Source organism: Desulfobacterales bacterium, from assembly GCA_034003325.1.
GTDB lineage: Bacteria > Desulfobacterota > Desulfobacteria > Desulfobacterales > JAFDDL01 > JAVEYW01.
Genome location: JAVEYW010000027.1, coordinates 12,406 through 31,813 on the forward strand (window position 1 = coordinate 12,406; position 19,408 = coordinate 31,813).

The 19,408-nt window shown below is 48.2% G+C and carries 20 protein-coding genes; all 20 read left to right on the plus strand.

Annotation, left to right across the window (positions count from 1 at the left end; all coding sequences use genetic code 11):
- Window positions 1-91: 91 nt before the first annotated feature.
- Window positions 92-649: a hypothetical protein gene (locus RBT11_19655; protein MDX9789000.1), complete on the plus strand. Its 558-nt coding sequence runs from the start codon at window positions 92-94 to the stop codon at window positions 647-649.
- A 53-nt stretch (window positions 650-702) separates the two neighbouring features.
- A complete protein-coding gene (locus RBT11_19660) occupies window positions 703-930 on the plus strand; it encodes a hypothetical protein (protein MDX9789001.1) in 228 nt (75 codons plus the stop codon).
- 45 nt (window positions 931-975) lie between these two features.
- Complete coding sequence (locus RBT11_19665) at window positions 976-1,167, plus strand: hypothetical protein (protein ID MDX9789002.1); 192 nt, start codon at window positions 976-978, stop codon at window positions 1,165-1,167.
- Window positions 1,168-1,319: 152 nt separating this feature from the next.
- The gene (locus RBT11_19670) at window positions 1,320-1,544 is read left to right on the plus strand and encodes a hypothetical protein (protein ID MDX9789003.1); all 225 of its coding nucleotides are present in this window, start codon (window positions 1,320-1,322) and stop codon (window positions 1,542-1,544) included.
- Window positions 1,545-1,574: 30 nt separating this feature from the next.
- Complete coding sequence (locus RBT11_19675) at window positions 1,575-1,841, plus strand: hypothetical protein (protein ID MDX9789004.1); 267 nt, start codon at window positions 1,575-1,577, stop codon at window positions 1,839-1,841.
- A complete protein-coding gene (locus RBT11_19680) occupies window positions 1,838-2,206 on the plus strand; it encodes a hypothetical protein (protein MDX9789005.1) in 369 nt (122 codons plus the stop codon). The genes RBT11_19675 and RBT11_19680 overlap by 4 nt, the downstream gene beginning before the upstream one ends.
- Window positions 2,207-2,236: 30 nt before the next feature.
- Window positions 2,237-3,337 carry a hypothetical protein gene (locus tag RBT11_19685; protein ID MDX9789006.1) on the plus strand — a complete coding sequence of 367 codons (1,101 nt, stop codon included), beginning with the start codon at window positions 2,237-2,239 and terminating at the stop codon, window positions 3,335-3,337.
- Window positions 3,338-3,364: 27 nt separating this feature from the next.
- Window positions 3,365-3,565: a hypothetical protein gene (locus RBT11_19690; GenBank protein MDX9789007.1), complete on the plus strand. Its 201-nt coding sequence runs from the start codon at window positions 3,365-3,367 to the stop codon at window positions 3,563-3,565.
- A gap of 155 nt (window positions 3,566-3,720) precedes the next feature.
- Window positions 3,721-5,094: a hypothetical protein gene (locus RBT11_19695; protein MDX9789008.1), complete on the plus strand. Its 1,374-nt coding sequence runs from the start codon at window positions 3,721-3,723 to the stop codon at window positions 5,092-5,094.
- Between the two features lie 122 nt (window positions 5,095-5,216).
- Window positions 5,217-5,405: a hypothetical protein gene (locus tag RBT11_19700; protein ID MDX9789009.1), complete on the plus strand. Its 189-nt coding sequence runs from the start codon at window positions 5,217-5,219 to the stop codon at window positions 5,403-5,405.
- 210 nt (window positions 5,406-5,615) lie between these two features.
- A complete protein-coding gene (locus RBT11_19705) occupies window positions 5,616-5,831 on the plus strand; it encodes a hypothetical protein (protein MDX9789010.1) in 216 nt (71 codons plus the stop codon).
- 125 nt (window positions 5,832-5,956) lie between these two features.
- Complete coding sequence (locus RBT11_19710) at window positions 5,957-7,927, plus strand: DUF3560 domain-containing protein (GenBank protein ID MDX9789011.1); 1,971 nt, start codon at window positions 5,957-5,959, stop codon at window positions 7,925-7,927.
- Window positions 7,928-7,981: 54 nt separating this feature from the next.
- Window positions 7,982-8,212, plus strand: coding sequence for a hypothetical protein (locus RBT11_19715; protein ID MDX9789012.1), 231 nt, complete (start codon window positions 7,982-7,984; stop codon window positions 8,210-8,212).
- A gap of 31 nt (window positions 8,213-8,243) precedes the next feature.
- Window positions 8,244-8,672: a hypothetical protein gene (locus RBT11_19720; protein MDX9789013.1), complete on the plus strand. Its 429-nt coding sequence runs from the start codon at window positions 8,244-8,246 to the stop codon at window positions 8,670-8,672.
- Between the two features lie 11 nt (window positions 8,673-8,683).
- A complete protein-coding gene (locus RBT11_19725; protein ID MDX9789014.1) occupies window positions 8,684-9,244 on the plus strand; it encodes a hypothetical protein in 561 nt (186 codons plus the stop codon).
- 98 nt (window positions 9,245-9,342) lie between these two features.
- Window positions 9,343-9,858: a hypothetical protein gene (locus RBT11_19730; GenBank protein MDX9789015.1), complete on the plus strand. Its 516-nt coding sequence runs from the start codon at window positions 9,343-9,345 to the stop codon at window positions 9,856-9,858.
- Between the two features lie 682 nt (window positions 9,859-10,540).
- Window positions 10,541-13,387: a histidine kinase gene (locus RBT11_19735; GenBank protein ID MDX9789016.1), complete on the plus strand. Its 2,847-nt coding sequence runs from the start codon at window positions 10,541-10,543 to the stop codon at window positions 13,385-13,387.
- A 15-nt stretch (window positions 13,388-13,402) separates the two neighbouring features.
- Window positions 13,403-14,035 carry a response regulator transcription factor gene (locus RBT11_19740; protein ID MDX9789017.1) on the plus strand — a complete coding sequence of 211 codons (633 nt, stop codon included), beginning with the start codon at window positions 13,403-13,405 and terminating at the stop codon, window positions 14,033-14,035.
- A gap of 411 nt (window positions 14,036-14,446) precedes the next feature.
- Window positions 14,447-14,605 carry a hypothetical protein gene (locus RBT11_19745; GenBank protein ID MDX9789018.1) on the plus strand — a complete coding sequence of 53 codons (159 nt, stop codon included), beginning with the start codon at window positions 14,447-14,449 and terminating at the stop codon, window positions 14,603-14,605.
- Window positions 14,606-15,368: 763 nt separating this feature from the next.
- Window positions 15,369-19,277, plus strand: a complete 3,909-nt coding sequence (locus RBT11_19750; protein ID MDX9789019.1) for a PAS domain S-box protein — start codon at window positions 15,369-15,371, stop codon at window positions 19,275-19,277.
- Window positions 19,278-19,408 lie beyond the last annotated feature (131 nt).

Genomic DNA, 19,408 nt, shown 5'->3' on the forward strand with positions numbered 1-19,408 from the left:
TGGTAGCACGAAAAAAAGAACAAAAGGGAATAATCACGGACCTATAAATTTGTGGTCTTCTGAAAAAAACAAGAAACGGAGGGAATTTCAAATGTCGTTTTCAGTGGAGGAAATAGGCGGGTTTAATCCGTTCGAGTGGGAAAAACTGAAGTGCCCGGTTTGCGGTGAAGGAAATTTCACCTCCCTCTCGCATTCCGGGGTGTATTGCGACAAATGCAATGCACAGTTTCGTGTTCGGACAACAGCCGGTGACCCGGGGTGCGTTATCGACTGCATGGTTAACCCCGGAGAAATCTATGCGCCGAAATGGGAATGCACGCACCCGACTTGCGGAGCCGTAAAATACAGCTTTGAAAAACCAGAATGCCCGAAAAACTCAGATCATACAATGGAGAGAGCGGGGTTTCTCGGGCCATGGGAAAAACCAGATAAATGTCCAGACCGGTTCTGCCTGGTTCTCAAACATGGAGATTATTGCAGCGGATGGATGTTTGTTTTCGAGAAAAAGAATACCAGCGAGAGGCTGGACAGCCCAACGCAGGCAGAATGGGACCAGTATCAGGAAAAGCTAAGACCTGCTTCTGGCATAGGGTCAACCGTTAACGCAAGGTTCGCGATTATAAAACGGCAGGATCGAAAAGCGGGGTGATGGCATATGGATAAAACTAAATGATTACGGACAAACGAGGAGGCAAATCCATCATGAACCACATAATCAACGAACTGCTGGAAGATTTTTGTTCTGTCGTAAAGATAAAGTGCGATGAACTTTTGCGAAGCGGGGCAATCAACAGGCCGGATTATGCTGGTAAAGAAATGGTTTTAGCGAAAATCGTTTTAACGGCTGCATTGAGATCCCATGCAGATGATTTTGCGCCAACTCACGACAGGCAGCTTATGAGCGAGGTTAAAAACCTCGAGCATTTTTAAAAAACAACCACCATTCATTAATCATTTAATCAAAGGAGAATCATCATGGCAAAATTTCAGCTCGGCGAAAACATCGAAGGCGAAGTCAATGGCGACAAACTAACCCTGGAAATTGATCTGTCCCATCGGGGCCAACGGTCTGCATCTGGGAAAACCGTCCGAGTTTCATCCACCTGCGGAAACGTGAACGTCCCCGGGACGATGGTAACCGTAGGAATCAATGCCTACACGAAATAGGCCGAAGTAAGGCGAAGTAATGCAGTATTTTCACCCTTGTGGCGACGGGGCTGGTGCCTGGAAATTGTTTCCTGGTTGCTGGCCCCGTTTTTTTTATCACGCGGGGGCGCGCCCGATGGGCAATGGGAAGGAATAATGGGAAGGAACATGACATGGCAAACGCGAATCTTGACTTTGTGACCAAGGAGACACGGGACACGATCGACCAGGTTCTTGGCAGTGATGGCATCCACGACGAAGTTAAGTCCATTCTTAGAAGAAACCTGGAACGAGATTGTGTGGACGCATATTGCGACGTTTCCCTGGCGGCAAGGCTCCTGAAAATGGTTCAAGATGATTGCCTCGGCCGGCCGCCGCGGGCGTTGTTGGCAAATTAGCAATAGACATCCTGGAGTGGAGGAAGGCGCATGCGATACCGACGTGAAATGACGAACCAAACGAAAAGCAGGCAGTCGTGGTATTCGCTTAAAATCAGTGAAATTCCGAGAATAGACGACCGGTCTTTTGATGTAGTGGCAAGCAGAACCGGTGCGAAACTGGAGAATTTGCCGCGAGAGGCAGTTCAGTTTTTGCCTGGGCGAGTGCTTGTCCCGGAGTGGTTGGTCAAAAAGCGGCTGGACCTTCGACGGGAAATCAGAACGTTTTTGGTACCGGATGGGAGGTCGAAAACATGAATAAAATTAAAGCGGCAAGGCAGGGAGAGGTTTTAATTTTCCGGATCTCTGACGACGAATATGAACGAATAAGAACTGGAAATGCTTGGGGCAGAAAGAAACTTGACCCGGTACCTGTGCCTGAAAATGTCATTAGAGAAGGCGAAAAGTCGGGCCATAAACATGCGGTAAGCGGCCAGGCGCAGCTTTCTATGTTCGGTGACCCGAACCAGGGAACCGACCGGATGGTTATTGAGGTCGGGAAAGAGGGCGGGGAAATCACGCACCCTGAACACGGCCCTATCAAGCTCTCCGAAGGAAAGTATGAAGTTAAAATCCAACAGGAGTTTGAAGGCATGGGGAAGAAGCGAAAAACCGCCGATTAGGACGCATAAAAAGTAGCAGAAGGAGGGCAGATGGATTCTAACCATAATACCGGCAGCGCACTGCTTGGCGGCAAGTTTGTTAGTGTGACCAATTACATGAGCAATATTCGTGGGTACCACCATGTATTGGAGAATGGCCGCGTTACAATCTCGAACGTAGATGCAGCCGGGGAGCACACAAAGGCTGTAATCACTGTAAAAGATGGGTCTATTGCGACGCAAAGTATCAGCCATGCCGGCAAGCAGGTGTTTTTTTGCGAGTATGGGAAAATTGAAAAGGAAAATGGGGCCACGCTTCGTTTTCGTAAGGGCACCAACCGCGCGCTTGATGGCCTATGCACAAGGAAAGAACAGCGCGCAATGGACGACGTCATCGGCACCTGTAAAACGTTATATAAGCATGGCCGTGTGGTCTGGCAGAAGTTTTATCACCAAGGCACCCGGCGGCTGGCTTATCATTTTATCCCCGAAAAACATGGGCTGGTTGTAAAGCGCAAGGACGGCTCAATCTGCTGCGAAATTTCAGGCAAGCTTGATTGCAGAAATTGGCGAGAAGGGCTTCCGGTGATGGTTGGCTACACATGGAACCTTTCAAGCGCTGGACATCGCCTTGAAAGCAGTAGTGCCTATCGTGGCCGAACAGGCGGCTTCGTCATGTATGGAGAAAGCGGAGAGATTAAAAGTAAGGGCCAGTTTGTCAATGCCCAGAAGGCTGATGAGTGGGTAGAAAATGGGGTGAGCCTGTTTTTTATCAACGGGCTTCAGGTTGACGAGCATCTTTACCACGCCCCAGCGGAGGCCCTTGATCCCAAACAAATCATGGCAATTAAAAATGTCGATGTCCGCAGCATCTTTATCGCGAGAATCGGCATGGAACGAATAGCGAAGGCGTTTAAGCTGAAGCCGGTCCATGAAGATAACGGTATGGTTTTGTTCCGGCCCAGGTTCCCCAAGAAAACCTTGGACCCATTCAATATTCTGAAGGTCGTATGCACGACTACAAAACAGGAATATTTTTTGAGGGTTCCACCTGACATTATGGAGTGCGAGCATGCCCGGCAGTGGACTTTTGGTGTGAGTCGTAGAGACATTGAGGCCGGTAGAATTATTCGATTTGATATTGAAACGTAGCATACAGAGCATAAGGAACAGGAAGCCATGGGCATAATCATCAACACACCGAAAAAGTCCACCGAAAAAGAGCGGATAAATCATTTCCTTGCAACAGTTGCGGACGAATATTGCGTATCCGTCGAGGCTCTGAATACCACCATAGCCATTGGGCGGGCGGTTGGTGTCGCGCTGCCTTTCGAGGTGGTGATCGGATATGCGAAAGAGGCCGCGGCGCTGGGGATGTAGAAAACGGCTTTAAATGGACAAATCGTCAACGCAAAACGGGCGAACTTCTGCCGCTGGATACGATTGCCGGCGGCAGACGCTCCCCCATTTTGGGTGGAGAAACACAAACGCGGCCCACAACCAACCCGCGAACCCACAATCAAAGGAGATTTATCATGGCACAAGTCAAGAAAAGCGATTTAGTCAAGGCAATCAAGGCGGTCAAGCCATTTGTGGCCACCGGGAACCCGGCGGACCCGATCGTGAAGACCATCCTGTTTGATGGAGAGAACCAAAAATTAATGGCAACAAACTTTAGCGTGTATGCTGAGGTCCACTTGCCGATTTTCGGAGCTTCGAAAACAGTGATCAAACCGAAACAGTCTGTTGCGCGCATCTCTCGCGACGATCTTGAGGACTTAACCGTCGCGCAGATGAAAGACCTCGTCGCGGATTATTTCACGAAGGAACAGGCTGAAGCCCTCCCGGCAAAGCCAAAGCGAGAGGATCTCCTTTCCGTAATCTCGTTGGTGTTCGAAGCTTCGGTAGATAAAGAGATATCTGAGGCGGCAGACGAGTGGATCACGGTCCATGAGCGGTTCTGTGTCGAACCGAAGCTGTTTTTGAAAATGGTTGAATCGATGGACGAAAAGCCGGACGACATGATTGATTTAAAAATGGAGGCATGCGAGCGGCCGGGCTCGTTCGGATATCTTTTATCTTTAGGTGCTTCGTTCAAAACGATGCCTATCGAAAACCCTGATTACTTTCCGGAAAACGATAAGGGCCACGGAGACGTTTTGGTTACAAGGCTGCCCGGGAACAAGCTTGCGAAAATCGCGAACGTTCCGCCGCAGGAAGCGAACGATACGCGGAGCCATATCGTCAATATGTTCTTCGACCCGATTGGCAAGAAAATTGTGTCGACAGACGGAAGCCGGCTACATACCCTGGATAACGATCTTAACACAGAGAAAAACCTGTTCTTCGATAAGCGTGCGATGTCGGCCATCTGCAAGACTGCAGGGGATGATGACGTGGTGGTCAAAACGACAAGCGCATGCTCAATGATCGAGGTGTTTGTTCCGTCCGCGAACCTCACAGTTTACGCGATTAACGATCCAGGGGCCGCCTTCCCCGAATACAGCGAGCTTTTTTCCGGGTACAACAGAAGCGTCGTAATTGACTTCGCAAGTCTGTCCAAAACTGTTGGGCAAGCAAATGTTCTGGCCGACGCGGACTTCAAGGCCATCTGCATGGGCTTCAATGGTGGGCTTGACGTGAGCTTCTTTAACCCGAACACGGCAGAGTTCGAGAAAGAAAATATCGCTGTGTCCGGAGACGAGGTTGAACCGAAGTATGTTACGCACATGAACGGGAAGTTTGTGGCCGATGCCATTAACGGGATCGGCGACAAGATTATCATTAAGCTCAAGGATGTAGATAATAAAACTGACGAAAATGGTACTCTTGAGGGTTGTTACCCGCTTATTTTTACATCGGAGTCTTTCGGTGCATATTCGGCGGCGGTTATGCCGATGCGCGTTTGATCGCGTTTGATTTGGATAAAGACCGATTGGAGTGTTGGAAATAATGATGAGCGGAACATGTGGCCCGCTGGTTGAAAGACTGGCGGGCTTTTTTTGCCACAAATGGAGGCGAAAAAAATAAAATGAAAACATCAAAAGAATATCATGTCGTTTGGGAGATTGATGTTCTTGCGGAATCTCCACTGGAGGCAGCAATAGCCGCCCGTGAAGCCCAGCGCCCAAATACATCCGCGCTCGTTTTCGATGTGTTTGACGAGGACGGGGAAAAGCACACAATCGATCTTTGCGAATTGGAAGGAGGGGTATTGTGACGCCCAATGACGAAAGCCCCCGAAATGACCCGGAAGATGGTTATTCGTTGGAATACTGGATTTGCCAGTGCGCCTCCCGATGCATCAAGCATAAAAGTCAGTCGATGTGCATGCGGTGCGGCGCGAAACAACGCGATCGAGCGATCACAGTGGGAAAAAATTATAACCAAAATGGACTGAATGGACAGAGAGACTGAAAGGAGCCGAGAAATGAAATACAAGGTCATATGCACGCAGATGGTTGAGGAGTTAACGGATGGGGATGACCAAGCTGATCTTCCCGCCGGTCCATTCGGTGTAAATTCAGTAAGGGAATATTTTTTTGATGCGGACGACGAGGAGGACGCACTGGACCAGTTTCATGAAAGTGTACCTGTTGGATGTTTGGAAGATTTTAGCTTTTTGGCAACACCGGTTGTATTTTAGCCCGCGAAGCGTCCCTTATATGTAGAGCCTATTTAAAAAGACCTTCCTGTCACAACCCACACGCGAAACAACAATTTAAAATCGATTTAAAACAACTTTGAATTAAAACAGGAGCGTAGAACTATATGGACCACACAGCCACGTACTCACCAGATGACAACTCCCTCCGCCTATACCCGGCCTATCGCCTCGACAAAGAAGATTATAATCGAGTGAAAGCCGCCGGTTTCAAATGGGCACCGAAACAAGAACTTTTTGTCGCTCACATGTGGACCCCTCATCGAGAGGACCTGCTTATTGAAATGTGCGGCGAAATCGGCGACGAGGACACCGGCCTGGTCGAACGAGCGGAAGAGCGGGCCGACCGGTTTAGTGATTATAGCAGTAACCGGGCTGCCGATGCAGAATCCGCACGAAAACAGGTTTCTGCAATTGCAGACAACATCCCGCTCGGGCAACCGATCCTCGTCGGGCACCATTCCGAAAAACACGCGCGAAAACATGCCGAGAAAATCGAAAACGGCATGCGCAAAGCCGTCAAGATGTGGGAAACATCAAAATACTGGAAGTCTCGGGCCGCCGGAGCGCTGCGGCATGCGAAATATAAAGAGCGCCCGGATGTGCGAGCCAGGCGAATCAAGAAAATTGAAGCCGACAAGCGGGCCTCAGAACGGACGAAAAATAATGCCGAAAAGTATCTTGCGGCATGGACCGACCCGGACAAGGAGCTGACACTCGACCGGGCGCTCGCCCTCAGTGACATCAGCTACTCATCTTTTAAATTCCCACTGGCAGAGTATCCAAGAGAACCACCGGTCAGCCAATATGAAGGAGACATGGGATTATGGAGCGCACTTGATGGGAAAATCATCACACCAGAACAAGCCAGAGACCTGATTGTGCCCGCCTATCGAAATACGATTAATTTCTGTGACAGGTGGCTCTCGCATTACGAAAACCGCCTGATATATGAACGCGCCATGCTGGAAGAACAGGGCGGGCTCAAGGCGGACGCATTTGATTTTCAAATCGGCGGGCAGGTGAAGCACCGATGGGGATGGAACGTCATCAAGAAAATCAACAGGAAAGACGGCGTAATAACTTCGCTGTCTTTATTCAGCAAGAGTTACCCAACGAAAGTTAACGTTGAAGAGGTTCAAGACTATACCCCGCCGGCAGAAGCGGACATTGAGAAGGTCAAGGCCGTGACCAAGTTGCCGCCTATGTGCAATTATGAAACTGAAAAATGTGCAGTCATGACACAGGCTGAATTTAAGGCTGTATACCAAGATCACAAAAGCTCTGCTGTCGTTAACCAGCCGGGCGTTGAACGGCACCGAATCAGAGTCGTTGATGGGTTTATCGGTCGGAAACATGGTGCCGTGACCGAAAAACAATGGGGCTGGGTTAAGGTTTTTATCTCTGACGCGAAAGTCAAACACCCGGCTGCGGAGATACTGAAACCGGCCGTTGAAATACCAGCGGCAAAGATGGAGAACGCCAGAAAACCAACTGGCCATTATTCTGAGCCAGAGAAGACCATATTCGATGATATGAAAGACGCCCTTCGCAATGGTGGCGTAAGGGTCGTGTCGGCCCCTCAGTTGTTTCCAACGCCCCTGGAGATTGCCAAGAAAATGGTGGAGGCTGCCGATATCCGCGGCGAGCACCGAGTTCTCGAACCATCCGCCGGCACCGGGAACCTTCTCAAGGCGATAGGCTCAGCGCCCGAGAAGGTAGCGGTTGAAATAAACCATGCAGCTGTTGAAGCACTGGCAAGGTGCGGTGTGTCTGGCCTTCACATTGTGCATGATGATTTTTTGAAATGCACACCGGAAACCCTCGGGAGATTTGACCGAGTGATTATGAACCCGCCATTTGCCAATGGAGAGGACATCAAGCACATCCTTCACGCGCTGCAATTCTTGTTTAATAACAGCCGCCTGATCGCATTATGCGCGAATGGGCCAAGGCAACGTGAAAAGCTTATACCGCTGGCCGAGGAGTCAGGGGGATATTGGTTGGACCTGCCGACTGGAAGTTTCGCTTCGGCTGGGACGAATGTGAATGTGGCAATGCTTGTAATTGAAAATTAAATAACAGCGCGGGTAACACCTATTGATACCTGGAAATGGAGGAGTGATAAACGCATGAAAACAATTACTGGAAAAGCTTTTTTGTCCGGAGTGATGTTCGTGATCGCGATCGTTTCGGCGGTCTCTGCCTTCCTGCTGGTTTTGCCTATTGGCTATCGGATCTCCTGTCTTCTTTTTACAGTAGCCTCGATTATCCTGTGCGCGAATTACGGTGTAGGCGCATGGGATCTTGAAAGATGGGCGCACCGGAGGATAGTAGTCAACGGCATAAAAAAGGGGAGATAACGGATTTTTATTAAAAGAAAGGACCGATGCGATGCTAATTACCAAAGAAGATCTCGCCGAAATGCTTGATCACAGAGAGATTCATGATGAAATCAGCGACGGAATCGAAAACATCCTTGCCGCGAACAAAGATCTCGTCGTCGTTTTCGGCGCCAGTGACGATTTAATGATATTCAAGGGCGCAATTGATGACGAGGTTGACTGCTTCGATGGCGGCAAGGCATACCTAACCGGTAAAGGGTTGCTCCAAAACGCATGCCATGAAGAGTCGTGCCCGTATTTTAAAGAGATTAAAAACAAAGCTGCAGTTATTGAGGCGATATGGGCTCCACCCGGATGGGATATTTCATGGGTTTACAAAACCGATATCCCCCATGCGACATTCAGTATAATGGAAGATGGAAAAACTTATTGCCTGGGGATCGTGTTTAACTTGTCAGGCGTGAAAGGCGGTGAATGATGGCAAATGATATGGAAACCAAAACCAATGCGACCCCTCCGGGGATGCCGACAATACCGGAAAGCGTAAAAAGCGCGGTGAACGCCTATCTCATGGCCCGAGCCTATGCCGAAGTCCACCGGGAAAAAGTTGACAGCATTCAACGGCACCTTCTCGAAACGGCAAAATACTATGTCGATCCGAAATGGAAAGACACAAGAAGTTTCCAAGATGGCATCGATGACGAAAGAATCACAGACCTGAAGCTCACATATCTGATGTCGGACTCAGAATCCAAGGATTATTTTGCAGATTTAAAGGCTGCGCTTATCAAAGCAGGATACGAAATCGAGGATATCCCAGGGGCAGAAGGCCGCTGGAAATGTCCGGCGCTCGTAGCAGAATCATTACAACGCGACACTGAACGGCTCATCATAGAATGCGCCAGCGATATGGTCAACGGAGGTGAAAACTTCGCGGATAAATTATTATGTTTTGGCTTGGAACGGTACCATCGATTTATTGACCTCGTCGTCGGCATGGTCGTTTCGATGCCTGGGTTTAAGAACCCACTGACCGGCGAGGTGGCTTGACGAGTTGATTATTTGTCAAAAAAAATCTATACAAAAACATAATCGTCAAACCACCGCAACCCTACGCGCACGGAGAAGCCCAACTAAAGGAAAACACATTGAAAAACAACGATACGCATGAAGCCGAAAAGCGTGAACGTGAAATAGAAAAAAAAGTTATTAATTTAAATGACGTTATCGATAACCGCGCAAGCCAGGAGTTCGCGGCCGACCTTATGGACACGATCAATTTGATCCGCAGTCTGGGCCCGGAAGCAGAGCGAACCATCCTTGCGTTTTTTATTCGATGGGTCGAGGCCGAGGTTCGATGTGGCCTTGGTATTGAGAAATATGGAGAGCCGGGTGACGAGTTTGAAAAAACACCCTGGTTTGACATGATTGACAAAAACTATCAGGAAGCCGCCGGCGGGTGCTATTTCTGCGACAAAACGATTGACGCGAGGGCCGTTGAAGTGAACGCAAATACGAAGTTGTGCTGGATGTGCCAGGCCAAAATGGCGAATTGGATAACAGCGCTTGGGCTTGACCCGGGGAAGGTGCTCGCGTCGGCAACCGGACCAACAAAAGTCCAGAAAACAAGGATAAACGCAAAGTCAAAGCAGGAGGCAAGCTGATAATGGTTTAACGCTTCACCAACCAAAAGGCTATTGAATTTTACGAACAGGGCATGACGGCCAACGAAACTGCAGTCGCCCTTGCAGTGTCGCCGCAGAGTGTCTCGACGGTGGTGTCGATATCGATGCAAATTCGATAATAATTCGGCTCTAGCAGCTTCCATACTCGTTCGCGCAAGCCGGCCATGGCCTTGAAGGAGGGACAGTGTCTGATTGACGCCCAGGCTGTCCACATACCGATAGAAAAGTGCTGGCCACTGGCAATCGCTCCAACCGGAAAAAGCCGCAATGCCATCGGGTAGTGGCCCAGCTCGGGTTCCCTGGTTGGCGCTCGATAGATGGCGTGAAATATTTGACTGAAAACGATCAAGTCAAAAAATTTGACCATCGATAGAAACCCGCCAAATGGGCTTAGCTGCTCGCTGCACGTCTCGTGTGGCGTTGAAGCGTTGATTTTTCTGGCCCTGCCGCCACTTTCGTTGAATCCTTTTTCCTGTTAAATCCTTTGTCCTTGCGGTTTTGTCGCTTTTTTGATTTACTCTACTTTGCCATTTGGGTACCCTCTGTCTTTAAGGTGGAAGGCTCTCACCGCCCTAAAACAGGATCCCCAGATGGTTTCCGCTTTATGGCTTAAGATGCAAAATTCGGATAGAAATTTAGGATTCTACAATAAGGATAGCCAATGAATCGGAAACCTTTGTACGACATTGCAGCTTGTATTTGTTTAGGCCTGATGGGGTTTTTTGCGAATTGGTTTAATTTCGAGCTGTTCTTTAATGTAGATTTTCTGATGGGCTCTTTTTTTGTGATGCTTGCAATCCTATTGTTGGGCGAACTATTTGGGATCATTACAGGTTTCGTCGCCGCGACCTGTACCTTTTTTCTTTGGAATCACCCTTGGGCCATTATCATCATGACAGCAGAAGCCGCCTTTGTTGCCGTTAGCGTCAACAGGCGCAGAGGGGATCCGATCATTAGTAATATGACCTATTGGGCATTCATCGGTATGCCCTTGGTCTATTTTTTCTACCACCATGTCATGGCGATTCAACTTCAGAGCACCTTTCTAATAATGCTCAAGCAAGCTATGAATGGCATTTTCAATTGCCTGATCGCGACTATTGTTTTTCTTTTGCTCAAAAAAGGCCGCAGGTCCCGCCCCAAGCGAATTGGTTATTCACAGGCCATTTTTGTCACAATGGTGTCATTTGTGATTGTTCCCGCCATGCTGTTTTTGGTCATTGGCATGAGACTATATCTAAAACATGAGACGGCAATGATGATAGATAAGCTTTCTGCATCAACCACCATTGCACAAAAGAGCCTTGCAAATTGGATCAAAGGAAATCATCAAGTTATTCATACCCTCTCGGTTTTAGTGGGAGATCCAGATAAAACGCCCGCTTCCGTCATGCAGCACTATGTCGACATGTTTAAATCCTCCGCCCCCGCCTTTTCTAAGATAGGCGTTCTGAACCGGCAAGCAACAACCGTTGCTTATGCACCCATGATGGTGGAAGGGAGATCCACGTTGGGAGTTGATTTTTCTGATCGGCCGTATATCTCAATAATGAAAAGAAAGAAACAACCCTTTATACCCGATGTGATGATGGGGAAGCTTGGAAACCCTGTTCCAATAGCCATGCTACTTGCCCCTATTGTGATTGATGGAAACTACAAGGGATATGTCAGCGGCGTTATCGATATCTCCGGTCTAATAAGTGATATCAAACAGTTGGCTGCTCAAGAATACATCCACTTCACGTTGGTAGACGCCAAGTTTCAGGTGATTGCCAGCTCGCATACCGATCAAAAGATCATGGAGGTTTTCCAACCGCCCTATCCTGTGAGCCCTGGACAAGAATCGCCTAAAACCTTCCATTGGGTTCCGGAGGCGCCGGCCGGCACCAGCATTATGCAACGCTGGCGATCATCGATAATGGTTAAAACCTGCCCCATCATCCCGGAATGCGATTGGCGACTGATTGCTGAAACTTCAATCCTGCCGTTGGTAGAGCAAATTTCGTTGTTCAGCATCAAGGGCTTGGCCTTGCTATCGTTTTTAACTGCTTTTACCGTGGTTCTCGCGCATATGTTCAGTAAGGGGTTCGTCTCAACCGTTCGAAAACTCCAATACGCGACGAGATCTCTGCCCGAACGGCTGACTGAGGAAACCACCATCGATTGGCCTGAAAGCAGAATTATTGAAATAGAAGCCCTCTGTGAAAATTTTCGGGAGATGTCCCAGGCCTTGGATATTTCTTTTAAAAAGCAAAAACAAATCAACGAGACGCTAGAAAAACGGGTAATCGAACGTACCACGGCCCTTAGGGAAAGCGAGGAGCGGTTGCGGTTTGCTCTTGAATCCGCGCAGATGGGAACCTTCGATTACCAACTTACCTCAGGAAAAGTTTTTTGGGATAATAAAACCAAGAAGTTCAAAGATATAAATGTCGGTTCACCTTTGGGTTATCAGGATGTACTTGCAATGATCCATCCGGAAGATCGGCAGCGCATCGACAAAGAAATAAAGCAAGCCTTAGATCCAGGATCCGACGGAGCTGTTGAAACAGAATTCAGACTCGATCTGATAGACAATACCGTGCACTGGACCATTGTCAGAGGCCGGGTCTATTTCGAGGGCAAGGGCGCAGATCGCCGGCCAGCTCGTATGTCTGGTACATATCTTGATGCAACTGACCGTAAACGAATTGAACTAGAACTTGAAGCGTATCGTCAGCACCTTGAGCGGCTGGTTGAAGATCGGACCCGCGAATTGGAGAAAAAAAATGAGCTATTGCAGCTGGAAATATGTGAACGTAATCAGATTGAAAAAGAATTGAGGGGCTCCCGCGAGCAATTGCGCACCTTGGCTTCTCGTTTGCAAGTAAGTCGTGAGCAGGAGCGCATTCACGTTGCTCGTGAAATTCATGATGTCATGGCACAGGAATTGACGCGTTTGAAGTTTGATGTGATTTGGTTACAGCGCGTTCTGAAACGACATGAAAATTCGATAGAAATACAATCCTTGGCCGACAGGATTTCTGAAATGGGGCGGACAACGGATACGGTAATCCAAAGTGTACAAAAAATTGCTACGGAACTAAGGCCGGCAGTTCTTGATAGTCTTGGACTAAGTGCCGCTGTAGAATGGCAGGCAAGGGATTTTCAGGCCCGAAGTGGAATCGCATGCCAGGTGTCTGTTCCAGAGGAACAACCGTCTATCGGCAGGGATGGCGCCACAACGGTTTTTCGCGTTTTGCAAGAGAGCTTAACCAATGTAATACGACATGCTGGCGCGACTCATGTTGATATTATGTTGCAAGAACAAAACAAACAGTGCATTTTAATTGTTAAAGACAACGGGTGCGGGATTTCACCGAATATTGTCACCAATCCGTTGTCCATAGGTTTGACGGGCATGCGTGAACGGGCACTACTGTTGGGAGGGCAATTCTCAATTTGCGGTCGACCTGAATCTGGTACTGTTGTAGAACTTTGCATTCCGCTTATTTCTCCAAAAGACTGATTCATGAGGCAAGGAATGAACTTTCTTATCGCTGATGACCATCAATTGTTGCGCAGGGGAGTCATCCAGATTATCGCCGAAGAGTATCCCTATGCACATTTCGGGGAAGCATCAACTACAACGGAAACTTTACTTTGCCTATCGCAGAGGACGTGGAATTTGCTGATTCTAGATATTTTTATGCCTGGGCGGAGTGGGTTGGAGGTACTCTCAGAGGTGCGGCGAATGCATTCTCCACCGCCCATTTTAGTGTTAAGCAGTGCGCCTGAAGATCAGATGGCCATACGGGTGCTAAAAGCCGGCGCACATGGTTATCTGAATAAACAAACTGCCCCTGAGAATTTAATCAAGGCGGTTCATAAAATTCTGTCGGGTGGACGATACGCCAGCGATGCCATAGCAGACCAACTCCTCAATCAAATTGGTCGTAAAGACAGTAATGGAAAGTGGTTATCTGACAGAGAGTACTCAGTCTTACAACATTTGGTTTCGGGAAAAACTATCTCCCAAATTGCTTCAGAGCTGTCTCTGAGCCCGAAAACCATCAGTACCTACCATATTCGAATATGGGAAAAGCTACATGTCAAAAACGATGCGGAAATGATCCGATATACTATTGAGAAAGGATTGGATCATCTGAAAACATAGGACAAACAGGTCACAGTAATAATCAACGTCACCTTCACATGTTATTGCCTGATTGTAAGCCGCAGCCTACATTTTTTTTCAGCCGCCTCCCGATTGCATTTAAAGATTAATTAAGGGATACTAAAAAAGTAGATATATTCGTGTATTTTTAAAATAAATATTTTTTTATTTTGAAATACAGCATGTTGTCATGTTTTAGATTTTTTTTATGAATTGCATTTCCCTTTTCCGCATGTGCGGCTCCATCACCACGGCTATCGATATTTCCAAGGTTAAGGAAGCACATATCAAAAAAAAGCGATATTGTTTTTTTCAATCTCCCCAATTAAAAATTCAGATTATATGGTTACATGATGCTGCAAACGGAACGTGATATGGGCTTTGCATGTGCCAACAGTGCAAACTTATTTTATGAGCGGTTATCGACTTCTTTGGAAGCTGTCATCCATATCTCTGCAATGGATTGCGGATGGCTTTACATTGTTGGATGACGCTGTTCTTAAGGAGATGAATACCGGCAGCGGCATTCGGAGGCAGGATGTTGATAAGGTGATGGCCCCCCTTTTTTGACTAAATTTATCGGTCGGAGGTTGGGGTTGGCAATAAGTCCCGGGGAATTATCCAGGTCCAAAAAGGGCCGATCGCAATTCAAAGCAAGGAAGGCTTGGGATGAACTTATAGTTTATATTTCAGTTTTTTACATGAAAAAATGTGTTTATAAACGAAATATCTGCTGATTTTTTTACCGGTTATATTTGGCAAATTTAGTGCATTCAAAGCAATTTGATTTCCTACACTGTGTTTTTTTGGTTATTTTAGAATGATACCTATGCGCCGCAATGCGTTTCGAAACTTGTGCTTGCCAGCTGCCGCCTTAATGATCGGGGTGTCCGTCTCTTTAATCGCATGGCGGTTCACCTTGGATTTTGTGATTCACCAAAATAGAGAACGGTTTTTTTATAGAACAAAAGAGAAAATTACCGCCATCACCCAAGAAGTGAAAAAACAAGAGCATTTTATTCTCGGGGGAAGAGCTCTTTTTGACGCTTCAGGTCTCGTTACCCGTGAAGAATGGCGAACGTACATCAACGCCGCAAGGTTGGATAGATACTTATGCGTCACACAGGGGTTGATTTTTGCGCCGAGAATTTTGCCCAGACAGTTAACGGAGCATGTCCGGCAGGTTCGGGCTGATGGGTTTCCTGACTATACGGTTTTCCCCGAAGGAGACCGTTCAGAATATGTGCCCGCTATGTATATAGAACCATTTTCTGCGCAGAACCAAAGGGCTTTCGGTTACGACACCTTCTCGGAGCCAGTGCGCCGGGCGGCCATGGAGCGCGCCAGGGACACGGGCCAGGCAGTCCTGTCTGGGAAGGTGACGCTGATAGTGGACGGCGATAAGGGTCACTCAACGGGATTTCTGATATACGTGCCTGTGTACCAAAAGGGCCTTCCTACCAATACGGTTGAAGAACGACGTATCGCTTTATACGGCTATGTCTTCAGTGCATTCTCTGCCCGGAATTTCCTGAACGCAATTTTCCCCGAGGGGCTTATTTTTACACATTTGCAGATCTTCGACGGCCGGGAAACGACACCGGAGGCCTTGCTGTTTGACAGCCAAGGCCAAACTGGCATTCCCCACCTTGCGTTAAACGACATAGAAAAAGAGACGGTCGTCGAGTTGGCAGGCCATGCTTGGACCCTTCGGTTGTCCCCCACGCCGGCGTTTCAATCCGGTGTTGACCGGAGTCTCCCGTGGACTATTCTTGGAGGGGGAATCTTTCTGAGCATAAGCTTTTGCCTCCTGATCTGGTCGCAACAAAGAACTCGCGACACGGCGCTGCAACTCCGCCGGAGCGAAGCGCACCTATTTGCCACCCTACATTCCATCGGCGACGCGGTGATTAGCACCGATGCCCTGGGATGTGTTACCGCCCTTAACCCTGTTGCGGAACGCCTGACAGGCTGGCGTCTTTCAGAGGCTCGTGAACGCCCCATAGCCGAGATCTTTCACATTATCAATGAAGAAACTCGGCAACCCGCCGCGATACCCATTGATGCGGTCCTTGCCACCGGAGAAATCAGGGGCCTTGCCAACCACACCGCACTGATTGCCCGAGACGGCACACAATATTTGATTGATGACAGTGCAGCGCCGATCCGAGACATTCATGGCAGATTGACGGGCGTGGTGATGGTGTTTCGGGACGTCACGGATCAACGGCGAGCCCAGCAGGAAATCCTTAGTCTCAATGAAAGCCTTGAGCAGCGAGTAAGGGAGCGGACCGAGGCCTTGGCGCACGCTAAAAAAGATTGGGAGAAGACTTATGACGCCGTGCCCGACATGATTGCAATCTTGGGCACCGATTACCGGATTATCCGCGGAAACCGTGCTCTGGCTGATCGGCTTGGACTGCATCCACGTGACCTCGTCGGCAAATTTTGTTATGAGTATATACACGGCACATCAGAACCTCACCCTGCTTGTCCGCACCGGCAAATGCTTGCAGATGGTCAGCCACATGCCACTGAAATGCAAGAGCCCCATATAGGAGGCGTCCTGGATGTTTCGGTGACACCCCTTCGTGATGACTCAGGCGCATTGATTTGCAGTGTTCATTCGATCCGCGACATCACTAACCGCAAAAAAACCGAAGAAAAACTGCTGGAGAATGAACGTCTGTACCGTTCTTTGGTGGAGCTCTCGCCGGATTTGATTGGCATTCACTGTGAAGGAAAATGGGTCTTCATGAATGACACCGGCGCACGGCTTTTGGGCGGTTCCAGCCCCGCCGACTTTATTGGAAAGCCGATCCTGGACATCATTCACCCGGATTTTCGACAAACCGTTATCAATCGCATTTGCAGAATTGCCGATGCCGGTCAAAAATCACAGACACTGGAGCAGAAGCTCATCCGTTTAGACGGCACGGTCATTGAGGTCGAAGGCGCGGGGGTGCCGATCATTTTTAAGGGAAAACCGGCTATCCAGGTTGTCATCCGGGATATCTCCGAGCGTAAGCGGATAGAAGATGAAAAAAATGCCGTAACAGATCGATTATTAAAGGTTGCGATTCATATTCCCGGGCTAATTTACCAATTCCGGATAAGACCGGATGGAACTTCCCATTTTCCATTTGCAAGCCATGGTATTAATAAGATATACGGCGTTTCGCCAGACGATGTCGTCGAAGATGCCTCCGCCGTATTTGATGCGGTGCACCCTGAAGACAGAGAACGGGTTGCCAAAAAAATAGCCGAATCCGCCGAAAAGCTGACAGTCTGGCATGATGAATATAGAACCATTTTGCCAACCGGTCAAAGTATCTGGGTCGAAGGAATCGCCACCCCAGAAAAATTAAAGGATAACAGTATTTTATGGCATGGCTATATAAAAGACATATCCGATCGAAAACTGGCCGATGAAAAACTCCGTAAAAGTGAGCAACGCTTGGCCTACCTTTTCTCCGTCAATCCGACTGTCGCCTACACACTTGATGTGAGTTTTGCCCCTACCTGGGTAAGTTCGAACATTATTTCCCTGATGGGATATCGCAGCGAAGAGGTGCTCACGCCCAACTGGTGGCGCGATAATCTGCACGCGGATGACCGCAAGCAGGCGATATCCAAATCGGCCAGTGTTTTGGCCAAAGGCCGGGTGACACAAGAATATCGATTCCTTAAGAAGAACGGAGACGTGATCTGGGTGCACGATGAATTAAGACTCTTATGTGATAAGTGCGGGAATCCGACGGAGTTGATAGGCGCTTGGACCAACATCTCCGAGCGAAAAAAAGCAGAACAAGACCGGATTTTTCGTATCGTGGCGGAACAAGCCAGCGAAGCTAAAAGCGCTTTTGTGGCCAACATGAGTCATGAAATTCGGACACCCCTCAACGCCATTCTGGGTTTTGCCCAGATCTTGGTTCAAGACCCAACCCTTACAGATAGACAGGCCGAACAGATGCAGACCATTATACGTAGCGGCCAGCACCTTCTAAGCCTCGTTAACGACATTTTACAGCTATCCCGAATCGAGGCCGGCAGGTCTCAATTGAATATGACAAACTGCCGCTTAGACCACCTTCTGGACGACATCGACATGATGTTCCGCTCCCAAGTCGAAGAGAAAGGGCTGCAGCTCATTGTGGAAAGGAAGAAGAGTGTGTCGTGGAGCATAAATGTGGATAACGGCAAATTGAGGCAGGTAATTATCAATTTGATGAGCAACGCCTTGAAATTTACAAAAACCGGAAAAATTTGGTTGCGGGTAAAGGTCGATACAGCCACAGAAGATGTTATACAAAACCAAGGAGGGATGCGGCTACAGGTGGATGTGGAAGACACAGGTCCTGGAATTGTGGATGCTGAATTGGATTCTATTTTTGACGCATTTGCACAATCGGAAGCAGGAATAAAGGCTGGAGGCACTGGGTTGGGTCTTACGATCAGCAAGCGTCTAATTGAGCTGATGGGCGGAACGATCACGGTTAAAAGCTCGTTGAGCAAAGGCACTTGTTTTTGTTTCCAGGTTCCAGTGGCTCGAGCCGACATCATGGTGGAGACCCCGATTAAAGAAAAAATGCGGTCAATTCTGCACCTTGCGCCTGGAACAGGGCCATTTCACATTCTTGTAGTTGATGACCATAAGGACAACCGCGATCTGCTGCGCGCCATACTGCAGCCTTTGGGCTTCGAAATCGCGGAAGCGGTAAATGGACAAGAAGCCATAGATTTCCTTGAAAAATTTAGCCCGCATGCAATCCTCATGGATCTTCGGATGCCGGTCATGAACGGCTATGAGGCAACTATATGGATCAAGGCCTCTGAAAAAAATCGCACGATCCCCATTATTGCGGTAACAGCCAGCGCCTTTGAAGATGATGAGAAAGCAATTCTGGCGACGGGTGTGGATGGCTATATACGAAGACCAGTGGATCGAGGCGAGCTCCTAGAAATGCTTGAAAAACTGATAGGTCTTCGTTATGAGTATACCGCCGAAGAAACCAGCGATACACGGGGTGCCCCAAGTCGATCTCTCACGAGCGAGGACTTGGCATTACTTCCTGTGGAACTGGTGCAGTCCATGCAACAGGCCGTCGAAGCCGGCGAAATGGTCAAGTTAAAAATGCTGATTGCTCAAGTGGAAAAGATGAATTCCGCCGTTGCGCGCGGACTTCTAATTCTATCCAATAATTACGACTATGAAAAACTTAAAAAGATATTAAAGAGATAATGAGCAATGCCGTTTCCTTAAGGAACTTAAATGCGTTAATACTTTAAAAATACAATCTGTTATGCTATAAATACATTGTTCTTTTGTATCAGTAAAAAATTCAAAAAAAGGAGAGAACAATGCTCAAAAAC